This window comes from Catenulispora sp. GAS73 (genome assembly GCF_041262085.1).
GTDB lineage: Bacteria > Actinomycetota > Actinomycetes > Streptomycetales > Catenulisporaceae > Catenulispora.
On the sequence record NZ_JBGCCM010000049.1, the window covers coordinates 59,178 to 78,839 of the forward strand.

Annotated in this window: 16 protein-coding genes and 2 pseudogenes; 13 read left to right on the plus strand and 5 right to left on the minus strand. The window is 69.5% G+C overall.

Annotation, left to right across the window (positions count from 1 at the left end; genetic code table 11):
• The first annotated feature begins 66 nt into the window (after nucleotides 1-66).
• A complete protein-coding gene (mraY, locus tag ABH935_RS45345; RefSeq protein WP_370384219.1) occupies nucleotides 67-1,137 on the plus strand; it encodes a phospho-N-acetylmuramoyl-pentapeptide-transferase in 1,071 nt (356 codons plus the stop codon).
• A gap of 84 nt (nucleotides 1,138-1,221) precedes the next feature.
• Here the strand turns inward: mraY and ABH935_RS45350 are convergent, their stop codons facing one another.
• The gene (locus ABH935_RS45350) at nucleotides 1,222-2,397 is read right to left on the minus strand and encodes a glycerate kinase (protein ID WP_370384199.1); all 1,176 of its coding nucleotides are present in this window, start codon (nucleotides 2,395-2,397) and stop codon (nucleotides 1,222-1,224) included.
• 130 nt (nucleotides 2,398-2,527) lie between these two features.
• Here ABH935_RS45350 and nadA point away from each other — a divergent pair, with 130 nt between their 5' ends.
• The 3 genes from nadA (at nucleotide 2,528) to ABH935_RS45365 (ending at nucleotide 5,422) form a co-directional block, all read left to right on the plus strand.
• Nucleotides 2,528-3,700, plus strand: coding sequence for a quinolinate synthase NadA (gene nadA, locus ABH935_RS45355; protein ID WP_370384200.1), 1,173 nt, complete (start codon nucleotides 2,528-2,530; stop codon nucleotides 3,698-3,700).
• 208 nt (nucleotides 3,701-3,908) lie between these two features.
• Nucleotides 3,909-4,274: an iron-sulfur cluster insertion protein ErpA gene (gene erpA / locus ABH935_RS45360; RefSeq protein WP_370384201.1), complete on the plus strand. Its 366-nt coding sequence runs from the start codon at nucleotides 3,909-3,911 to the stop codon at nucleotides 4,272-4,274.
• 158 nt (nucleotides 4,275-4,432) lie between these two features.
• Nucleotides 4,433-5,422 carry a carbohydrate kinase family protein gene (locus ABH935_RS45365; RefSeq protein WP_370384202.1) on the plus strand — a complete coding sequence of 330 codons (990 nt, stop codon included), beginning with the start codon at nucleotides 4,433-4,435 and terminating at the stop codon, nucleotides 5,420-5,422.
• 81 nt (nucleotides 5,423-5,503) lie between these two features.
• On the opposite strand, the pseudogene ABH935_RS45370 reads toward ABH935_RS45365, so the two are convergent.
• A pseudogene (locus tag ABH935_RS45370) lies at nucleotides 5,504-6,604 on the minus strand (cysteine desulfurase family protein); the annotation flags it as partial.
• Between the two features lie 394 nt (nucleotides 6,605-6,998).
• On the opposite strand from ABH935_RS45370, the gene coxB reads away from it, so the two are divergent.
• The 5 genes from coxB (at nucleotide 6,999) to ABH935_RS45395 (ending at nucleotide 12,405) form a co-directional block, all read left to right on the plus strand.
• Entirely contained in the window at nucleotides 6,999-7,946 is a 948-nt protein-coding gene (gene coxB / locus ABH935_RS45375) for a cytochrome c oxidase subunit II (RefSeq protein ID WP_370384203.1), read from the plus strand.
• Nucleotides 7,943-9,673 carry a cytochrome c oxidase subunit I gene (gene ctaD, locus ABH935_RS45380; RefSeq protein WP_370384204.1) on the plus strand — a complete coding sequence of 577 codons (1,731 nt, stop codon included), beginning with the start codon at nucleotides 7,943-7,945 and terminating at the stop codon, nucleotides 9,671-9,673. Before coxB ends, ctaD begins: the two co-directional genes overlap by 4 nt.
• Nucleotides 9,670-10,089, plus strand: coding sequence for a cytochrome c oxidase subunit 4 (locus ABH935_RS45385; protein WP_370384205.1), 420 nt, complete (start codon nucleotides 9,670-9,672; stop codon nucleotides 10,087-10,089). The genes ctaD and ABH935_RS45385 overlap by 4 nt, the downstream gene beginning before the upstream one ends.
• Nucleotides 10,090-10,282: 193 nt before the next feature.
• Nucleotides 10,283-11,623 (plus strand): Ig-like domain-containing protein, encoded by a 1,341-nt coding sequence (locus tag ABH935_RS45390; RefSeq protein WP_370384206.1) that lies wholly within the window; start codon nucleotides 10,283-10,285, stop codon nucleotides 11,621-11,623.
• A 77-nt stretch (nucleotides 11,624-11,700) separates the two neighbouring features.
• Nucleotides 11,701-12,405, plus strand: coding sequence for a Uma2 family endonuclease (locus ABH935_RS45395; RefSeq protein ID WP_370384207.1), 705 nt, complete (start codon nucleotides 11,701-11,703; stop codon nucleotides 12,403-12,405).
• A 50-nt stretch (nucleotides 12,406-12,455) separates the two neighbouring features.
• Here the strand turns inward: ABH935_RS45395 and trpD are convergent, their stop codons facing one another.
• Both trpD and ABH935_RS45405 read right to left on the minus strand, forming a co-directional pair.
• Entirely contained in the window at nucleotides 12,456-13,505 is a 1,050-nt protein-coding gene (gene trpD / locus ABH935_RS45400; protein ID WP_370384208.1) for an anthranilate phosphoribosyltransferase, read from the minus strand.
• An 81-nt stretch (nucleotides 13,506-13,586) separates the two neighbouring features.
• Nucleotides 13,587-14,027 carry a hypothetical protein gene (locus ABH935_RS45405; RefSeq protein WP_370384209.1) on the minus strand — a complete coding sequence of 147 codons (441 nt, stop codon included), beginning with the start codon at nucleotides 14,025-14,027 and terminating at the stop codon, nucleotides 13,587-13,589.
• Nucleotides 14,028-14,224: 197 nt separating this feature from the next.
• Between ABH935_RS45405 and ABH935_RS45410 the strand changes: the two genes are divergently transcribed.
• The 4 genes from ABH935_RS45410 to ABH935_RS45425 are packed head-to-tail and all read left to right on the plus strand — an operon-like array spanning nucleotide 14,225 to nucleotide 18,459.
• Nucleotides 14,225-14,845 (plus strand): heme-copper oxidase subunit III, encoded by a 621-nt coding sequence (locus tag ABH935_RS45410; protein ID WP_370384210.1) that lies wholly within the window; start codon nucleotides 14,225-14,227, stop codon nucleotides 14,843-14,845.
• 35 nt (nucleotides 14,846-14,880) lie between these two features.
• A complete protein-coding gene (locus ABH935_RS45415; protein ID WP_370384211.1) occupies nucleotides 14,881-15,750 on the plus strand; it encodes a c-type cytochrome in 870 nt (289 codons plus the stop codon).
• Nucleotides 15,743-16,825: a Rieske 2Fe-2S domain-containing protein gene (locus tag ABH935_RS45420; RefSeq protein ID WP_370384212.1), complete on the plus strand. Its 1,083-nt coding sequence runs from the start codon at nucleotides 15,743-15,745 to the stop codon at nucleotides 16,823-16,825. The genes ABH935_RS45415 and ABH935_RS45420 overlap by 8 nt, the downstream gene beginning before the upstream one ends.
• Nucleotides 16,822-18,459, plus strand: coding sequence for a cytochrome bc complex cytochrome b subunit (locus ABH935_RS45425; protein WP_370384213.1), 1,638 nt, complete (start codon nucleotides 16,822-16,824; stop codon nucleotides 18,457-18,459). Before ABH935_RS45420 ends, ABH935_RS45425 begins: the two co-directional genes overlap by 4 nt.
• A 206-nt stretch (nucleotides 18,460-18,665) precedes the next feature.
• Here the strand turns inward: ABH935_RS45425 and ABH935_RS45430 are convergent.
• Nucleotides 18,666-19,662: pseudogene (locus tag ABH935_RS45430) on the minus strand (pseudouridine synthase); the annotation flags it as partial.

The following is a 19,662-nucleotide window of genomic DNA, read 5'->3' on the forward strand; positions in this document are numbered from 1 at the left end:
TTCGTTGCGGTCCACGCCGGGGTGGGCGCGGTGGTGCCGCACGCCGGCTCGGAGGGCGGCCTGCAGATGCGCGGAGTGCTGTACGCGGCGGGGATCGCGCTGTTCTTCTCGCTGATCGGCACCCCGATGGCGATCAAGACCCTGGCCCGCTACGGCTTCGGCCAGCCGATCCGCGAGGACGGCCCGACCACGCACCAGGCCAAGCGCGGCACGCCGACCATGGGCGGCGTGGTGATCGTGCTGGCCACGGTGCTCGGCTACGGCTTCACCAAGCTGGCGACCATGCGCATGCCCACCGCCTCCGGGATGCTGGTGCTGTTCCTGATGGTCGGCATGGGCGTCGTGGGCTTCACCGACGACTTCCTGAAGGTGTTCCGGCAGCGCTCGCTGGGCCTGCGGGCCAAGGCGAAGATGATCGGGCAGTGGATCGTGGCGATCGCCTTCGCGGTGATGGCCCTGCACTTCCCGAACTCGCTGGGCTTCAAGCCGGGCGACACGCACCTGTCGTTCGTGCGGAACATCTCGGCGATCGACCTCGGCGCGGTCCTGTTCGTGATCTGGGCCGGCCTGCTCATCGCCGGCACCTCCAACGGCGTGAACCTGACCGACGGCCTGGACGGCCTGGCCACGGGCTCGTGCGTGATGGTGTTCGCGTCCTATGTGCTGATCGGAGTCTGGCAGCACGGGGAGTCGTGCGCCACGCTCGGCACCGGCGTCCAGGGCTGCTACCCGGTCCGAGATCCGCTCGATCTGGCGATCGTGGCGGCGGCGGTGATGGGCGCCTGCTTCGGCTTCCTGTGGTGGAACACCTCCCCGGCGAAGATCTACATGGGCGACACCGGCTCCCTGGCCCTCGGCGGGGCGCTCGCGGGCCTCGCGATCTGCTCGCAGACCGAGCTGCTGCTGGCGCTGCTCGGCGGGCTGTTCGTGATCATCACGCTGTCGGTGGTGATCCAGGTGGGCTACTTCAAGATCAGCGGCGGCAAACGGGTGTTCAAGATGGCCCCGCTGCACCACCACTTCGAGCTCGTCGGCTGGGCCGAGGTGACGGTGGTGGTGCGGTTCTGGATCATCTGCGGGCTGTTCGTGGGGCTCGGGCTCGGTGCCTTCTACGCCGGATGGATCACGGTCAAGTAGCTGATACGCGAGGAAGACCCCGCGCCGGTGTGATGTGGCGCGGGGTCTTTCCGTCTCAGCCCCGCGCCCACTGCGTCCCCCCCGCTACGCGTGCGCCCAGCTCTTCGCGACCCGCTCGGCCAGCGCCGTCAGGTGGAACTCGGCGTGCGCCATCGCCTCCTGCGCCGAGCCGGCCTGCTCGGCGACCTCGTACGCGGCCGCGAACCCGGCGGCCGCCAGCTCGCGCTTGCCGACCTCCACGAGCCCGGCCAGGACCAGGCAGGGGCGCCCGGACTCCAGCGCCGCCTCCGCCACGCCGGTCGGGACTTTGCCGCCCAGCGAGCTGTGGTCGAACCGGCCCTCGCCGGTGATGACCAGGTCCGCCTCGGCGATCAGGTCGGCCAGACCGGTCTCGGCGATGACCGTGCCGATGCCCGGCACCCGCCGGCCGCCGAGCAGCATCAGGCCGTAGCCGAGGCCGCCGCCCGCGCCGGCGCCGGGGGCGTCGAGGGTGCGGCGCAGCGCTCCGGGCTCCTGGCCGATGGCGCCGGCGAGCTCGGCGAAGTGTGTCAGGGCGGCGTCGAGGCGCTGGACGTCGTCGTCGGTGGCGCCCTTCTGCGGCCCGAAGACCGCCGCCGCGCCGCGCAGGCCGAGCAGCGGGTTGTCCACGTCGCTGGCGATGACGATCTCGACGCCTTCCAGGCGCCGCCGCGGCTCGGTCAGGTCCAGCGAGTGCAGGCTCTTCAGCGCCCCGCCGCCGGCCCGCAGCACCTCGGCCGGCTCGGCGCCGAGCGCGGCCAGCAGTCCCGCGCCGCCGTCCGTGGTGCACGTCCCGCCGAGCCCGACGACCAGGCGCTTGGCGCCGTCGTCCAGGGCCGCCGCGATGAGCTCGCCGACGCCGTACGTGGTCGCCGCCTTGGCGTCGCGCTGTTCGGCCGGCACCAGGTGCAGCCCGCAGGCCTCGGCGACCTCGATGTAGGCGGTGGGGTGCCCGGCGACGTCCGTCTCACCGGCCGGACCGCCGCTCAGCTCGATCAGATACCGCCCGGTCACCTCGGTGCCCAGCGGGCCGGTGATCGTGGCCAACTGCTCGCCGAAGCGCCGCCGCCCCTCGAACGCGTCGGCCAGCGAGTCCAGGAACCCCGGACCGCCGTCCGACATCGGGACCCCGGTCACGGTGTCGGACGGCGACGTCCGCAGCCATCCCGCGGTGACGGCTTGCACGGCCTCCGGCGCGGTGAGCGTGCCGGCGAACTTGTCCATGGCGATGACGATGTGCACGCTCCGGATGGTAATCGCTTCCCGTCGGGCGGCGTTGTGACGTCCACCACGCCGGGCCGACCCGGCTTCTCGTCACACTGACACCAGGGTATGATCTATTAACGTCAGATAGACGAAAAGGGGTAACGGGATGAGCACCACCACCTTCCAGGAGCCGGCTCCCACACCGGTCAGCCTGCTCCTCCTGGGCCGCACCGCCGACCCGCGCAGCGAGCGCGGCGTCGAATGCCCGGGCGACCTGCCCCCGGCCTCCGACCCCGACCTGGTCGCCCGGGCCGCGGCGGCGAAGGCGAAGCTGGGCGATCGGCTGTTCGTCCTGGGGCACCACTACCAGCGCGACGAGGTCATCCAGTTCGCCGACGTCACCGGCGACAGCTTCAAGCTGGCGCAGCAGGCTGCGGCTCGGCCGGACGCGGAGTACATCGTCTTCTGCGGCGTGCACTTCATGGCGGAGTCCGCGGACATCCTGACGAGCGACGCGCAGCAGGTGATCCTGCCGGACCTGGCGGCCGGCTGCTCGATGGCCGACATGGCCACCGCGGAGCAGGTGGAGCGGTGCTGGGAGCGCCTGGAGGACCTGGGGCTCGCCGAAAGCGTGGTCCCGGTGTCGTACATGAACTCCTCGGCGGACATCAAGGCGTTCACCGGCCGGCACGGCGGGACGATCTGCACCTCGTCGAACGCCGAGCGGGCTCTGGAGTGGGCCTTCGGCAAGGGTTCGCAGGTGCTGTTCCTGCCGGACCAGCACCTGGGGCGCAACACCGCCGTCCGCGACATGGGCTTCTCGCTCGACGACTGCGTGGTCTACAACCCGCACCGGCCCGACGGGGGCCTCACCGACGACCAGCTCCGCGCCGCGAAGATGATCCTCTGGCGCGGGCACTGCTCGGTGCACGGCCGGTTCACCCCGGAGTGCGTGGACGAGGTGCGCGAGCGGATCCCGGGCGTGAACGTCCTGGTGCACCCGGAGTGCCGGCACGAGGTCGTGGAGAAGGCGGACTACGTCGGCTCGACGGAGCGCATCATCGCGCTGCTGGACGAGGCCGAGCCGGGCAGCGCCTGGGCGATCGGCACGGAGCTGAACCTGGTGAAGCGGGTCGCGGCGGCGCACCCGGACAAGCAGGTCGTGTTCCTGGACAAGAGCGTGTGCTACTGCTCGACGATGAACCGCATCGACCTGCCGCACCTGGTGTGGACGCTGGAGGCGCTGGCCGACGGCCGGGTGCCGAACGTGATCGAGGTGGACTCGGACACGGCGCACTACGCGCGGGTCGCGCTGGAGCAGATGCTGGCGCTGCCGTAGGGGTGGCGCAGCGCGGTGCGGTGCTCGGCGAGCCCCGGCAACCCGTGAAAACACCCCCGCGCGGGGTATGACCCCCCGCACAGCCCCGCCCGCACCTTCCAGACCTGTGCGACGATGGAGACGGAATAGCTTCCGGCGGCGCGTGGTTCCCCCTTGTTGTGCAGGCGCGCTCCACGGGGCGCCGGTGTCCAGATGAAGGAGTACGCATATGACCGTGCAGACGGAGACCTCGTCGGAGGCGACTGTCGCGCAGGGCATCATCCTGAGCGCCGAAGCGGCGTCCAAGGTGAAGTCGCTGCTGGAGCAGGAGGGCCGCGACGACCTGTCGCTGCGCGTCGCCGTGCAGCCCGGTGGCTGCTCGGGTCTGCGCTATCAGCTCTACTTCGACGACCGCTCCCTCGACGGCGACATCGTCGCCACGTTCGACGGGGTGAACGTCGTCACCGACCGGATGTCGGCGCCGTACCTCGCCGGTGCGAAGGTGGACTTCGTCGACACCATCGAGAAGCAGGGCTTCACGATCGACAACCCGAACGCGGGTTCGTCGTGCGCCTGCGGCGACAGCTTCAGCTAGACGAAAACGACCCGCCCGGGCCCGCGCGGCACCTCTGAAGGTGTGTGAAGGCCGGGGCGGAGGTTAATACGGTGGGTGGGCCCGTTCGCGGGTCCACCCATTTGCCGTGCCCGCGAGACGTCGCGCCTACGTCACTCCCGAGCAGAATCGAGTCCCCCGTGCGTGTTGCCGTCGCCGGTTCCATCGCGACCGACCACCTGATGAGCTTCCCCGGCCGCTTCTCCGAGCAGCTGGTCGCCGAGCAGCTCCACACCGTTTCGCTGTCGTTCCTGGTCGACTCCCTGGAGATCCGCCGCGGCGGCGTGGCGCCGAACATCTGCTTCGGCATGGGCAAGCTGGGCATGCGCCCGATCCTGGTCGGCAGCGCCGGCGAGGACTTCGGCGAGTACCGCTCGTGGCTGGAGCGGAACAACGTGGACTGCGAGTCGGTGCGGATCAGCGAGCTGCTGCACACCGCGCGCTTCGTGTGCACGACCGACGCCGACCACAACCAGATCGCGTCCTTCTACACCGGCGCGATGGCCGAGGCGCGGCTGATCGAGATCGGCCCGATCGCCGAGCGGGTCGGCGGGCTGGACCTGGTGCTGATCGGCGCCGACGACCCCGAGGCGATGCTGCGGCACACCCAGGAGTGCCGCGAGCGCGGCATCCCGTTCGCCGCCGACCCCTCGCAGCAGCTGGCCCGCATGGGCGCCGAGGACATCAAGCAGCTCGTGGACGGCGCGCGGTACCTGTTCACCAACGAGTACGAGGCCGCGCTGATCGAGCAGAAGACCGGCTGGGACGCCGACGAGATCCTGCGCCGGGTCGGGGCCCGGGTGGTCACCCTCGGGGCGAACGGTGTGCGGATCACCCGCCGGACCGAGGGCGGCGAGGTCCAGGTGCTCGAAGTCGCCACCCCGAAGGAGGAGGCGAAGTCGGACCCGACCGGGGTCGGCGACGCCTTCCGCGCCGGCTTCATCGCCGGCCTGTCCTGGGGCGCCGGCGAGGAGCTGGCGGCGCAGGTCGGCTGCATGCTGGCGACGCTGGTGATCGAGACGATCGGCACGCAGGAGTACGACCTGAGCCGCGGCCGGTTCCTGGAGCGGTTCTCGGTGGCCTACGGCAGCGCCGCCGCCGGCGAGGTCGTGCGGCACCTGGCGGCCTGAGCCCGCTGGGCCGAATGAGCTGAACCTGCTAGGCCATCAGAGTTAACCGAGCCAGCCGAACCAGGGGAGAAGCCGCGCTCAGCGCAGTTTCTCCAACACCCCGGGCAGCACGGCCAGGAAGCGCTCGACGTCTTCCTCGGCCGTGCCGAACGGCAGCGACACCCGCACGTTGCCCCGGTCCGCGGCGCCCATGGCGACCAGCACGTGGCTCGGCGTGACGGTGTCCGAGGTGCACGCCGACCCCGACGACACCTCGAACCCGGCCTCGTCCAGGTCCAGCACCAGCGCCTCGGCGTTGACCGCCGGGCAGGAGAACGCGACCAGGTTCGGCAGCCGGTCGTCCGGGTCGCCGAACACCTCGATGTCGTCCGCGACCGCCGGCAGGGCGGAGCGCAGCCGGTCGGTCAGAGCCCGCAGCCGCACCGCCTCGGCCTCCCGCTCCTGCTCCCGGGCCACCAGGGCCGCGGCCGCCGCGACGATACCCGGCAGGTTCACCGCGCCGGGCACCCGGCCGTCTTCGTGTTCGTCGACGGCCCACGTCGGCGCGAACCGCGTCCCCTTGCGGACAGCGAGGATCCCGACGCCGGTCGGCCCTCCCCATTTGTGAGACGAAGCACACAGCACCGACCACTCCCGCGGCACCGGCATCCGGCCGACCACTTGAGCGGCGTCCACCAGCAACGGCACCGCGGCCTCGACCGCGGCTTCGAACACCGGCGCCAGCGGCTGCACCGTGCCGACCTCGTGATTGGCCGCCTGCAGGCACGCCAGGGCCGTTCCCGGGACCCGCAGCTCCCGCGCGAAGGCCTCGACGTCCACCCGGCCGAGCCGGTCCACGCCGATCGTGGTCACTGTGCTGTGCAGCTCTGCGGCATGCAGCACCGCGGAGTGCTCGACCGCTGACACCACCAGCCGGTCCCCGACCCGGCGCCGTCCGGCCATCACCCCGGCGACGCCGTAGTGGATCGCGGCCGTCCCCGAAGGAGTGAACAGCACCTCCCGGGCCCGGCACCCGAGCACCTCGGCCACCGCCGCCCGGGACTGGTCCAGCAGCATCCGCGCCTGCCGCCCGGACCGGTACAGCCGGGCCGGGTCGGCCCAGCCCTCGTCGAGGGCCGCCAGCAGCGCGGCGCGGGCCGCCGGGTGCGGGGGCTCGGCGGAGGCGGCGTCGAAATGAGTCACACCCTTGACGATACGGACCCTGCGCCCTCACCCGCGGTACTGGTCCGGCCGCGCACCGGGCCCGCACCGGGCCGCGTACTCGGCCGCACGCTCCGGTCGTACGACCGGTCGTACGACCGGGCGCACCCCCGGTACGCCGCGCCGTCGCGACCGTCGCGGCTGGTGCGCTCATCGGATCAACGCCCGTCAGTTCGGCCGGAAGTGTGACCGTCGCACCCCGCCACACGCGTTAACCGGGACCTCCGCGCGAGAGGCAATTGGGGCTGGAGTAGGGTTTGGCCGCGAGAGAGAAGACACCGCCCCTGGCAGGGCCGTGACGTGCGGGCACACCGGGTGCGATCCCGGCGGTCCGCCGCGTGCCTGCCGCCAAGGCTTGAACCTCGGGAAGGCAACCTTGAGTCCACACGGCTCCGACCCGTCGCCGCAGCGCACCTCACCGGCGCGGCGATCGCGGCGCGCGAAGCTCGGCGTCCTTGCCGTGGCCGGCTTGGTCGCCATGACCGCGACCGGCTGCAACGTAGACGAAGCAAAGCGGCTCGGGGTTCCCGCGCCCGCCACCAAGGAAGCGCCGATCATCCTGCACCTGTGGCAGGGCTCGTGGATCGCCGCGCTCGCCGTCGGCGCCCTGGTGTGGGGGCTGATCCTGTGGTGCGTCGTCTTCTACCGTCGCAAGCGCACCGGTATCGAGATCCCCGCGCAGACCCGCTACAACGTCCCGATCGAAGTGCTCTTCACGGTCGTGCCGTTCATCATGATCGCGGTGCTGTTCTTCTTCACGGCCAAGGACGAGTCCAAGCTCCTCGCGCTGCACAAGAACCCCGACGTGAAGGTGAACGTCGTGGGCCGGCAGTGGTCCTGGTCCTGGAACTACAACTACGACGCCGTCTCCGGTCAGGCGACCCCGGGGCAGCTGGCCGTCTACGACGCCGGCACCCCCGCGGACCTGCCGGTGCTGTGGCTGCCGGTGAACGAGCGGGTGCGCTTCACGCTGACCTCCACCGACGTCATCCACTCCTTCTGGGTCCCGAACTTCCTGTTCAAGCTGGACGTGGTCCCCGGTCGCATCAACGAGTTCGAGCTCACCCCGAACAAGGAGGGCGAGTTCATCGGCCGCTGCGCCGAGCTGTGCGGTGTCGACCACTCCCGGATGCTGTTCAAGGTCAAGGTCGTCTCCGCGGCCGACTACCAGCAGCACCTGCAGGACCTGGCCAACAAGATCGACCCGGTGACCGGCAAGGGCCAGACCGGTCAGATGCCGGTGGGCTACAACCCCAACGGCGTCCCGCTGCGCGTCGGCCCGCTGACCGGCATCGGCAACGACTCCACAGGGAAAGAAAAGTGACGGCCATCAGTGAACCGCGCGCAGTGAGCGCGCCGTACGAGCGCCGTGAGCCCGGCAACATCGTGGTCAAGTGGCTGACGTCCACCGACCACAAGGTGATCGGGTACATGTACCTCATCACGTCGTTCTGCTTCTTCGGCATCGGCGGCCTGCTGGCCCTGCTGATGCGCGCCGAGCTCGCCCGGCCGGGTCTGCAGTTCCTGACCACGGAGCAGTTCAACCAGGCGTTCACCATGCACGGCACGATCATGCTGCTGATGTTCGCCACCCCGCTGTTCATCGGGTTCGCGAACGTCATCGTGCCGCTGCAGATCGGCGCCCCGGACGTGGCCTTCCCGCGGCTGAACATGTTCGCCTACTGGCTGTTCCTGTTCGGCTCGCTGATCGCGGTCGGCGGCTTCCTCACCCCGCAGGGTGCGGCCGACTTCGGCTGGTTCGCCTACGCGCCGCTGACCGACGCGATCCACTCCCCGGGCATCGGCGCGGACATGTGGATCATGGGTCTGGCGCTGTCCGGCTTCGGCACCATCCTCGGCGGCGTCAACTTCATCACCACGATCGTCTGCATGCGCGCGCCCGGCATGACGATGTTCCGCATGCCGATCTTCACCTGGAACATCCTGCTGACCGCGGTGCTGGTCCTGATGGCGTTCCCGGTGCTGGCCGCCGCGCTGTTCGCGCTGGAGGCCGACCGCCGGCTCGGCGCGCAGATCTTCGAGGCGGACAACGGCGGAGCGCTGTTGTGGCAACACCTCTTCTGGTTCTTCGGACACCCAGAGGTGTACATCGTCGCGCTGCCGTTCTTCGGCATCATCTCCGAGATCATCCCGGTCTTCAGCCGCAAGCCGATCTTCGGCTACAACACGCTGGTGATGGCGACCATGTCGATCGCCGGCCTGTCGGTGACGGTGTGGGCGCACCACATGTTCACCACCGGCGCGGTGATGCTGCCGTTCTTCGCCTTCATGTCGTACCTGATCGCGGTGCCCACCGGCATCAAGTTCTTCGACTGGATCGGCACCATGTGGCGCGGCTCGCTGAGCTTCGACACGCCGATGCTGTGGTCGGTCGGCTTCCTGGTGACGTTCCTGTTCGGCGGTCTGACCGGCGTGCTGCTGGCCTCCCCGCCGATCGACTTCCACGTGCAGGACTCGTACTTCGTGGTCGCGCACTTCCACTACGTGCTGTTCGGCACCGTGGTGTTCGCGATGAACGCCGGCTTCTACTTCTGGTGGCCGAAGTTCACCGGCAAGATGCTGGACGAGCGGCTGGGCAAGATCCACTTCTGGATCCTGTTCGTCGGCTTCCACACCACGTTCCTGGTGCAGCACTGGCTGGGCGCGGAGGGCATGCCCCGGCGGTACGCGGACTACCTGGCCAGCGACGGGTTCACGACCCTGAACACGATCTCCTCGATCGGCTCCTTCGTGCTCGGCGCCTCGACCCTGCCCTTCCTGTACAACGTGTACATCACCGCCAAGCGCGGCAAGAAGGTCACGGTCGACGACCCGTGGGGCTACGGCCGCTCGCTGGAGTGGGCCACCTCCTGCCCGCCGCCGCGGCACAACTTCACCTCGCTGCCGCGCATCCGCTCCGAATCCCCGGCCTTCGACCTGCACCACCCCGAGGTCGCCGCGCTGGACATGGGCCACGGGCACGGCAGGAAGGCCGCGGTCGGCGCCGCGGACCCGCTGCCGTCCACCGACGACGAGGACGGTGCCAAGTGAAGGTCGAAGCCAAGCTCTTCGGGTTCGTCGCCGTCTTCCTGATGATCGACATCCCGGTGTACTGGTACCTGTCCAAGGACACCGTCGGCACCACCGCCCTGTCGATGGCCTTCGGCCTGTGCGCCCTGGTGTGGTTCTACCTGTACTTCACCGCGATCCGCATCGGCCCCCGCCCGGAGGACCGCGACGACGCGGAGATCTCGGAGATGGCCGGCGAGCTCGGCTTCTTCGCCCCGCACTCGTGGTGGCCGCTGTACACCGCCGGCTCCGCGGCGCTGGCGTTCATGGGCGTCATCTTCGGGTGGTGGCTGCTGCTGGTGGCGTTCCCGTTCGGCGCCTACTCGGTGATCGGGCTGGTGTTCGAGTACTACCGGCGGGAGAACAACCGGTACGGCGAGGCGGGGGCTGGGCACTGACGCCCTTGGGGTGACACCCGCTGTCTTTTCGAAGGGGCCGGGCCTCGGAGCGATCCGAGGCCCGGCCCCTTCGTGTCTCAGGAGTGTAATGGTCGCCCATCTTTCGAGATCACATGCAACGCGACCGGGGACTTCGGCGTCTATCCAGGTGTAAGGCTTGAAAGCGCAGGAGAACCAGGACAGGGAGGGCCTCGTGGCACACCGCATCGGGCAGGGTGTTACCGCGGGCGGGCGGCGTCGGTGGCGGCGGGCCGCACAGTGGACGGCGGGGGCGGCGGCGGTGGCGCTGCTGACGGCGGCGTGCGGCGGTTCGTCGGGCGGCAAGAGCGCCGGGGCGCCGGTCGGGGACGGGAAGACCGCCTCCACCGGGACCTCGGGCGGCGCGAGCGGCGGTGCCAACGGGGGTGCGAACCCCGCGAGCCCCTCGTCCTCCACCGCGCTGCCGCTGGCGCTTTCGACCAGCCCCGCGGACGGCGCGGCCGGCGTCGATCCGGCCAAGGGCATCCAGATCAACGCCGTCAACGGCAAGCTGGAGAGTGTCACGGCCACCGACGCCGCGGGCAAGACGGTGTCCGGCGCTCTGGCCGCTGACGGGTCCTCCTGGGCCTCCAGCGGCACGCTGGCGATCTCCAGCACCTACACGGTGGTGGCGAAGGCGCAGGACGGCTCCGGGGCCGAGAAGACGACCACGTCGAAGTTCACGACCCTGACCCCCGGCAAGCGCCTCGGCCTGGACCACTACGTGCCGGACAACGGCACCACGGTCGGCGTCGGCCAGCCGGTCGCGGTCTTCTTCACCAACGCGCCGAACGAGAAGGACCGCGCGGCCGTCGAGAAGGCGATGACCGTCACCACCACGCCGCACGTCGACGGCGCCTGGAACTGGCGCGGCGACACGGAGGCGGACTGGCGCCCGCAGGGCTACTGGCAGCCGGGCACGAAGGTGCAGGTGCACCTGGGCCTGAACGGCGTCAAGGCCGGCCAGACCACCTACGGCTCCTTCACCAAGGACTTCTCCTTCACCGTCGGCGACTCGGTGATCAGCACCGTGGACCTGGTGAAGGACAAGATGACCGTCACCAAGAACGGCCAGGTCCTGCGCACCATCCCGGTCAGCGCCGGCGAGGTGCCCAAGCACCCGACCTGGAGCGGCAAGATGGTGATCCTGGACAAGTTCCCCAAGCTCCAGATGACCTCCGCCTCGGTGAACTTCACCGACGCCTCGGACTTCTACGACCTGCCGGTCCAGTACGCGGTGAAGATCACCGACTCCGGCACCTTCCTGCACGCCGCGCCGTGGAACGACGGCAAGTTCGGCCACGTCAACAGCAGCCACGGCTGCATCGGCATGAGCCTGGACGACGCCGCGTGGTTCTACAACACGGTGAAGCCCGGCGACGTGGTGGACGTCCAGCAGTCGGCGAACACCAAGCCGAACGTCACGACGAACTCGATGCCCGGCTTCGACGACTGGAACCTGAGCTGGAGCGACTGGCTGAAGGGGTCTGCGGCGGGGGTACAGGCGGCTCAGTAGACTGCTGTCGCGGGTGGTAATCGGTTGGCCACGTCCTGCCAGAGGGCGTGGCTAGCCTTTGGGGTATGACAGTAGCTATGACACACGAACCGCCTCCACCATCGGCCGCCGAGTTGGAGGCGTCTCCAGAACTCTGGGCCGCCTTCGAACTGGTGGAGAAGGCAGGCCTGCTCGACGGCGTCACCCTGGAGATGTGGAAGCACATCCCCGAGGACTTCTGCCGGGATCACGAGCTCGACAACGGCCGCCTCATCCGTCGGCAGTCGGGCAACCGAGGCCACCAGCTTGCTTCGCGCCGTCTCGCGAACGCGATCGAGGGGGCGGCTAGAAAAACGATGCGCGACGGCGTGCATCCATGCCTGACGGTGTCCCAGGACCTGGACACCCGGCTGTGGGAGGTGCCCCGTGCCACGGTGCGCCGCCCCGACGTCCTCGTTTACCGCTGTCTGGAGCCCGACGAGGACTTGTGGGCGAAGGACGTGTTGCTCACGGTTGAGATCGTCTCGAAGACCAGCCAGGCGACCGACACCGGGCGGGACGATCCGGAGATCGGCTTCGAGTCGAAGATGACTCAATACGCGCGCTCGGGGATCAAGCACTATTGGATCGTGCGGCTGAAGCCGGACGACTCGGCAATCGAGTCGATCGAGGAGTGGCGTGTGGGTGAGCACCACGGCCGATACACACTCGTCGCGGTCTGGGAATCCGGGCTCAGCCGTGACGCGGTCCTGACCGACGGGCCTTTCCCCGTCGCCATCAGTTGGACCGACCTCGCGTTCTGACCCGCGCCCGCCCGCCCCGGCGACCGGCGGGCGCCCGCGTCCGGCAAGCCCTACCGCTCCTGAACCAACCGCTCCGAAACCTCGACCCACGTCGCCAGTACCCGCTCCGCGGCCCCCGAATCGATCGCCTCCGCGGCCTTCGCCAGCCCCGCGCCCAGCCGTGCCGTCACCGGCTCGCGGGTGGGCTCCAGTGCCGCCAGGGCCGCGGCCGCCGACAGCAGTACCGCGTCGCGTACCGCGCCCTGCTCGCCGGCCAGGAGGCGGCGGGCCACGGCCGCGTTGAACTCCGGGTCGGCGCCGCGGAGGGCGCTGATGGGGGAGTAGGTGAAGCCGAGGTCGCGAGGGTCGAAGACCTCGCGGGTCACTTCGCCCTCGGACGCCGTCCAGATCGTCGTGGTGGTGGCCACCGAGATCTCGTCCAGGCCGTCGTCGCCTCGGAAGACCAGGGCCTCCACGCCTCGGCGGGCGAAGACGCCGGCCACGATCGGGGCCATGCGCTCGTCGAAGACGCCGACTGCCGAGGCTCGGGGGCGGGACGGGTTCGTCAGGGGTCCGAGGAAGTTGAAGAAGGTCGGGATCGCCAGTTCCTTGCGGGGGACGCCCGCGTGGCGCAGGGAGGCGTGGAAGACCGGGGCGAAGCAGAAGGTGATTCCTGCTTCCTTCGCGACCTGGGCCACCGCCTCGGGCGCGAGGTCCAGGCGGACGCCGAGGCGCTCCAGGACGTCGGCGGCGCCGGAGGAGGACGAGGCCGCGCGGTTGCCGTGCTTCACCACCGTCGCGCCCGCGCCGGCCGCGACGATGGCCGACATCGTCGAGATGTTCACCGTGTGCGCGCGGTCGCCGCCGGTGCCCACGATGTCCACGGTCGCCCCGGGGACGTCGATGAGCAGTGCGTGCGTGTACATCGAGCGGACGAAGCCCTCGATCTCGTCGACCGTCTCGCCCTTGGCGCGCAGCGCCACCGCCAGGCCCGCGACCTGGCTCGGGGTGGCCTCGCCGGTCATGATGCGGTCCATGGCCCAGGCGGCGTCGTCGACCGACAGGTCGTCGCGGCGCAGAGCCGCCGACAGGAGCTCGGGCCAGGTGCGCTGCTCGGTCATCGGCGGATCGCCTCCGTCTCTACGGAACGCTCTATTGGGTGAATCTATAGAGAAGCGCCGGGGCCTCTCTATAGGGGAACCCTACGCGGAGACGCGCTTCGCGAGCCGGGCCCGGACCAACTCCGCGACCGAGTCTGCCAGCGCGACCGGGTCGATCGGGTGCGGCGTCCACGCCTCGGCCCGGGACCAGGTGGCCAGCCAGCCGTCCTGCGGCCGCCCGGTGAGCACCAGGACCGGGGGGCACTGGTAGATCTCGTCCTTGAGCTGCCGGCAGACGCCCATGCCGCCGGCCGGGGTGGCCTCGCCGTCCAGGATCAGCAGGTCGAAGCCGCCCTTGTCGACGGCGTCGACCACGGCGAGCGGGGTCGCGAACTCGTGGGTCTTGATCGGCGGCAGGTCGGCCGCCACCCGGCGCCCGAGCGCCAGCACGACCTTTTCCCGGGTGGTGGAGTCGTCGCTGTAGATGAGGACTTTGATGGCGGTCTCGCTGGCACTACCAGCGTTGCCTTGCTGGTTGTTCATGAGTCGGAGCTTACTCGGCGTGCTCGCCCCGCTTCCAGACGGTCGAGGTCTCGATCTCGTCCATGATCAACTGCCGTTCCGACCTTCCGGGAACTGCTTGATCCGGACCTTCGTTAACTCGTTCAGCCCCATACACACAGGACACTGGTTCCTTAACACCCACCCCCGGCGCGGAGCCGCCATGGGGTGACGACATAATGGCGGCCGTGGCGACAGCAACTGCAACTACTCAAGCGGGGCAGGCCCACCGCCTGCCCAACCGGCCGAACCTGGTCAGCGTCGGAACGATCGTCTGGCTGAGCTCGGAACTGATGTTCTTCGCGGCGCTGTTCGCGATGTACTTCACGATCCGCTCAGTGCACGGGTCGCAGTACTTCGTGGAGCAGGCCAAGCACCTGAACATGTCCCTGGCCGTGCCGAACACCACCATCCTGGTGCTGTCCTCGGTGACCTGCCAGATGGGCGTGTTCGCGGCCGAGCGTGGGGACGTGCGGAAGCTGCGGAGCTGGTTCATCCTCACGTTCATCATGGGCGCGGTCTTCGTGGCCGGCCAGGTCTGGGAGTACTCGGCCCTGGTGAAGGAGAACTACACGATCGGCCACAACGCGTGGACGTCCGTGTTCTACCTGACCACCGGCTTCCACGGGATGCACGTCACCGGCGGGCTCCTCGCGTTCCTGCTGGTGCTGGGCCGGACTTATCTCGCCAAGCGCTTCACCCATGACCAGGCCACCTCCGCGATCGTCGTGTCCTACTACTGGCACTTCGTCGACGTGGTGTGGATCGGCCTGTTCTTCGTCATCTACATCATGAAGTAGTCCGGACCAGTGGAATCGGTAAGGAATCCTCTGTCGTGAACACGCTTTCGGCACGACGGCGCCATCCGCTGGCCGCGTTCGTCGTCCTCTTCCTCGCGCTGGGTGTCATCGGCGCGACCTACGCCACCCTGGGTTCTGCCAAGGCGAAGGCGTCGGCTTCGGCCGCCGTCACGCCGGAGCAGCTCACGGAGGGTCAGAAGCTCTTCCAGTCGACCTGTTCCTCGTGCCACGGCCTGCAGGGCCAGGGCGTGCAGGGCTCGGGCCCGTCGCTGATCGGAGTCGGTCCCGCCGCAGTCGACTTCCAGGTCGGCACCGGCCGCATGCCGGCGATGCAGATCGGCCCGCAGGTCACCAGCAAGCCTCCGGTCTTCACCCAGGACCAGATCGACGCGATGGCCGCCTACATCGGCGCCCTCGGCGCCGGCCCGGCCGTCCCGGACGCCTCGCTCTACGACGCGGACCCGACCAACGCCGCGAGCGTCTCCAACGGCGGTGTGCTGTACCGCACCAACTGCGCGTCGTGCCACAACATCGCCGGCGCCGGTGGCGCGCTGACCGACGGCAAGTTCGCGCCGTCGCTGCGCCAGACCTCGCCGAAGCACATCTACGAGGCCATGCTCACCGGCCCGCAGAACATGCCGGTCTTCAACAACAACGTGATGTCCCCGCAGGACAAGAAGGACATCATCGCCTACCTGCTCCAGACCCGCAGCGGTACCAACCCCGGCGGCCTGGACCTGGGGTCGATCGGCCCGGTCTCCGAGGGCCTGTTCGTCTGGACGATCGTGCTGGGCCTGCTGATCGTGTTCGCCTGCTGGATCGGCGCGCACACCACCAAGGCGTCCCGCGCCCGCGTCGCCCACTTCGAGGCGACCACCGGGAAGGACGCCACCGACAATGACTGATCGGGACATGGAAACGGACCACCTGCCAGAGAACACCGGTGGGGCGGGCCACGGCACCCTGACCAAGGACGCCGCGGCGGAGAACCCCTTCCAGGACCCGGGTCTGCCGGCGTACCGGCCCCGGGTCACCGACCTCGACCCCAGGGCCGCCAAGCGCGCCGAGCGCCAGGTCGCGGGCCTGTTCCTGGTCGCGATCGCGGGCATCATCGGGTCGATGGTGTGCTACACCTTCATCCCGAACACCAGGCTGACCAGCCACATCACCGGCCTGGGGGCGGTCAACGCCAACAACCTGGCGCTGGGGCTGACCCTGGGCGTGGCGTTCCTGGCCCTGGGCGGCGGCGCCATCCACTGGGCCCGGACCCTGATGACCGACGTGGACCTGGTCCAGGAGCGGCACCCGATGAAGTCGGACCCCGAGTCCCGCGCGTTCGCGGTCTCGGAGTTCAAGCAGGGCGTCGCGGACTCCGGCTTCACCAAGTACCCGCTGATCCGGCGCTCGCTGCTGACCGCGATGCTGGTGCTGCCGCTGCCGGCGGTGTGGCTGCTGCGCGACCTGGGCCCGATGCCGAAGGACAACCTGCGGCACACGCTGTGGGCGCCGGGCCAGAAGCTGGTCAACCCGAACACCGGGCAGCCGCTGAAGGTCTCCGACGTCTCGGTCGGCACCCTGGCGCTGGCCAACCCGGCGGCCCTGGCCGACGACCCGGAGAACCGGATCGACAACCTGGCCAAGGCCGCGGTGCTGGTCGTCCGGCTGCCGCAGGAGGCCCTGAAGGGCTCCGAGGCGCAGAAGAAGAAGCAGTGGGACTGGTCGGTGGACGGCGTCATGGCGTTCTCCAAGATCTGCACCCACGTCGGTTGCCCGGTGGCGCTCTACGAGCAGCAGACGCACCACATGCTGTGCCCGTGCCACCAGTCGACCTTCGACCTCTCCGACGACGGGAAGGTCATCTTCGGCCCGGCCGCGCGCTCGCTGCCGCAGCTGCCGATCACGGTCGACGCCGACGGCAACCTGGTCGCCGTGAGCGACTTCCGGGAGCCGGTCGGCCCGAGCTTCTGGGAGCGCGGATGAGCGCCACGACCGCCCCGGCACACGGGGCCGCAGGCGAGAACGAGGAAGTGAAGACCGACCCGGTCTCCAACTGGGCGGACGAGCGGCTCGGGATCTACAAGGGCTCGAAGAACCTGATCCGGAAGGTCTTCCCGGACCACTGGAGCTTCCTGCTCGGCGAGATCGCGCTGTTCTCGTTCATCCTGATCCTGCTGTCGGGCGTGTTCCTGACGCTGTGGTTCAACCCGAGCATGAGCGAGGTCGAGTACCACGGCTCGTACTTCCCGCTCGACGGCGTGTCGATGTCGGACGCGTACGCCTCGACGCTGAAGATCAGCTTCGACGTGCGCGCCGGCCTGCTGATGCGCCAGGTGCACCACTGGGCCGCCCTGATCTTCATCATGGCGATCATGGTGCACATGCTGCGCATCTTCTTCACCGGTGCGTTCCGCAAGCCGCGCGAGATCAACTGGCTCATCGGCTTCACGCTGATGGTGCTGGGCCTGCTGGAAGGCTTCGCGGGCTACTCGCTGCCAGACGACCTGCTGTCCGGTACCGGTCTGCGCATCGCCTCGGGCGTCATCCTGTCGATCCCGATCGTCGGCACGTACGTGTCGTACTTCCTGTTCGGCGGCGACTTCCCCGGGCACGACTTCATCCCGCGGCTGTTCACCATCCACGTGCTCCTGATCCCGGCGCTGATCGTCGGCCTGGTGACGGCGCACCTGATCCTGGTGTTCGTGCAGAAGCACACGCAGTGGGCCGGCCCCGGAAAGACCAACGACAACGTCGTCGGCCTGCCGCTGCTGCCGGTGTACACCGCCAAGGCCGGCGGGTTCATGTTCGTGATCTTCGGCGTGGTCTTCCTGCTGGCGGGCCTGGTGCAGATCAACCCGATCTGGGCCTACGGGCCGTACACACCGGACCAGATCAGCGCGGGTTCCCAACCAGACTGGTACATCGGCTTCCTCGAAGGCTCCCTTCGCATGATGCCGAACTGGGAGTGGAACATCTGGGGCCACACGCTGTCGTTCAACGTGCTGATCCCGTCGCTGATCGTCCCGGGCATCCTGTTCACCGCCCTGGCGGTGTGGCCGTTCCTGGAGCAGTGGATCACCGGCGACAAGCGCGAGCACCACATCCTGGACCGCCCGCGCAACCGCCCGACCCGCACCGCCCTGGGCGTCGGCGGCATCACGTTCTACGGCGTCCTGTGGCTCGGCGGCGGCAACGACCTGATCGCGACCCACTTCCACCTCTCGGTGGAGGCGCTGACCTGGACGTTCCGCGTGCTGGTGTTCCTCGGCCCGGTGATCGCGTTCTGGTGCACCAAGCGCATCGCCCTGGGCCTGCAGCGCCGCGACAAGGACAAGGTCCTCCACGGCCGCGAGACCGGCATCATCAAGGTCTCGCTGGAAGGGGAGTTCACCGAGGTCCACGAGCCGCTGTCGGCCGGCGAGCGCTACCGCCTGACCGCGCACGAGGTGCAGAAGCCGTTGGAACTCGGCCCCGCCACGGACGAGAACGGCGTCGAGCGCCCGGGCAACCGAGCGCTGAAGCTGCGGGCCAAGGCCTCCAAGGCGATGTTCTCCGACCACGTCGAGACGACGGTCGAGGAGTACAAGGAGATCGAGGCCGGGCACGGCCATCACTGAGTAGTTCAGTTCGCTGTCGCACACACGCAGGGGCCTCGCCTTCGGGCGGGGCCCTTGTGGCTTTGCTTTGGTGGTGGGGGGGCAATGGCAAGCCGGGCAGTTGGACCATAGGGCAGAAGAGTTTCTGGAAAGCACAGAGGGACCGCGACAATGCGCGGTCCCTCTGTCAGTACTCAGTCTGTCAGTACTCAGTCAGTACCCGGCGATCACCAGCGACGGTCACGCGGCGGACGGCTGTCCCGCTGCTCGTTGCTGTAGCCGCCGCGCGGCCGGCCGAACGCGGTGCGCTCGCCGAAGGTGCGACGCTCGTCGTCGCGGCTCGGGCGACGGTCGCCGCCGGCAGTGCCACGGCTGTCGCGGTCGCCGAACGACCGACGCTCGCCGGTGCCGCCGCGGTCGTCGCGGTTGCCGTAGCTGCGACCCTGCGAACCGTTGCGGTCGAAGGAGCGACGCTCGCCGCTGAAGCCGCCGGTGCGACCTTCGGAGCCGCGGTTGTCGCGGTTGAAGCCACCGGTGCGGTTCTCGGTGCCGCGGTTGTCGCGGTTGAACCCGCCGGAGCGGCCCTCGGTGCCGCGGTTGTCGCGGTTGAACCCGCCGGTGCGACCCTCGGTGCCGCCGCGGTTGTCGCGGTCGAAGCTGCGGCCCTGGGCGCCGTCGCGGTCGCGGAACGAGCGACGCTCGCCGCTGAAGCCGCCGGTGCGGTTCTCGGTGCCGCGGTTGTCGCGGTTGAAGCCGCCGGTACGGCCCTGCGCGCCATCGCGGTCGCCGAAGGACCGACGCTCGCCGCTGAAGCCGCCGGTGCGACCCTCAGTGCCGCGGTTGTCCCGGTTGAACCCGCCAGTGCGACCCTCGGTGCCGCGGTTGTCGCGGTTGAAGCCCCCGGTGCGGCCCTGCGCGCCATCGCGGTCGCCGAACGACCGACGCTCGCCGCTGAACCCGCCGCTGCGGTTCTCGGAACCGCCGCGGTTGTCGCGGTCGAAGCTGCGGCCCTGTGCGCCATCGCGGTCGCCGAACGAGCGCCGCTCGCCGCTGAAGCCGCCCGTGCGACCCTCGGAGCCGCGGCTGTCCCGGTTGAAGCCACCGGTGCGACCCTGCGAACCGTCGCGGTCGAACGACCGACGCTCGCCGCTGAACCCGCCGCTGCGGTTCTCGGAACCGCCGCGGTTGTCGCGGTCGAAGCTGCGGCCCTGTGCGCCATCGCGG

Excerpts from the sequence above, each read along its gene's own strand:
- ABH935_RS45410 (WP_370384210.1), top strand. The coding sequence starts at position 14,225 with ATGGCGGCCGTGGCGACAGCAACTGCAACTACTCAAGCGGGGCAGGCC.
- trpD (WP_370384208.1), bottom strand. The coding sequence starts at position 13,505 with ATGACCGAGCAGCGCACCTGGCCCGAGCTCCTGTCGGCGGCTCTGCGC.
- ABH935_RS45405 (WP_370384209.1), bottom strand. The coding sequence starts at position 14,027 with ATGAACAACCAGCAAGGCAACGCTGGTAGTGCCAGCGAGACCGCCATC.
- mraY (WP_370384219.1), top strand. The coding sequence starts at position 67 with ATGCGCGGAGTGCTGTACGCGGCGGGGATCGCGCTGTTCTTCTCGCTG.
- ABH935_RS45420 (WP_370384212.1), top strand. The coding sequence starts at position 15,743 with ATGACTGATCGGGACATGGAAACGGACCACCTGCCAGAGAACACCGGT.
- erpA (WP_370384201.1), top strand. The coding sequence starts at position 3,909 with ATGACCGTGCAGACGGAGACCTCGTCGGAGGCGACTGTCGCGCAGGGC.
- nadA (WP_370384200.1), top strand. The coding sequence starts at position 2,528 with ATGAGCACCACCACCTTCCAGGAGCCGGCTCCCACACCGGTCAGCCTG.
- ABH935_RS45395 (WP_370384207.1), top strand. The coding sequence starts at position 11,701 with ATGACACACGAACCGCCTCCACCATCGGCCGCCGAGTTGGAGGCGTCT.
- ABH935_RS45425 (WP_370384213.1), top strand. The coding sequence starts at position 16,822 with ATGAGCGCCACGACCGCCCCGGCACACGGGGCCGCAGGCGAGAACGAG.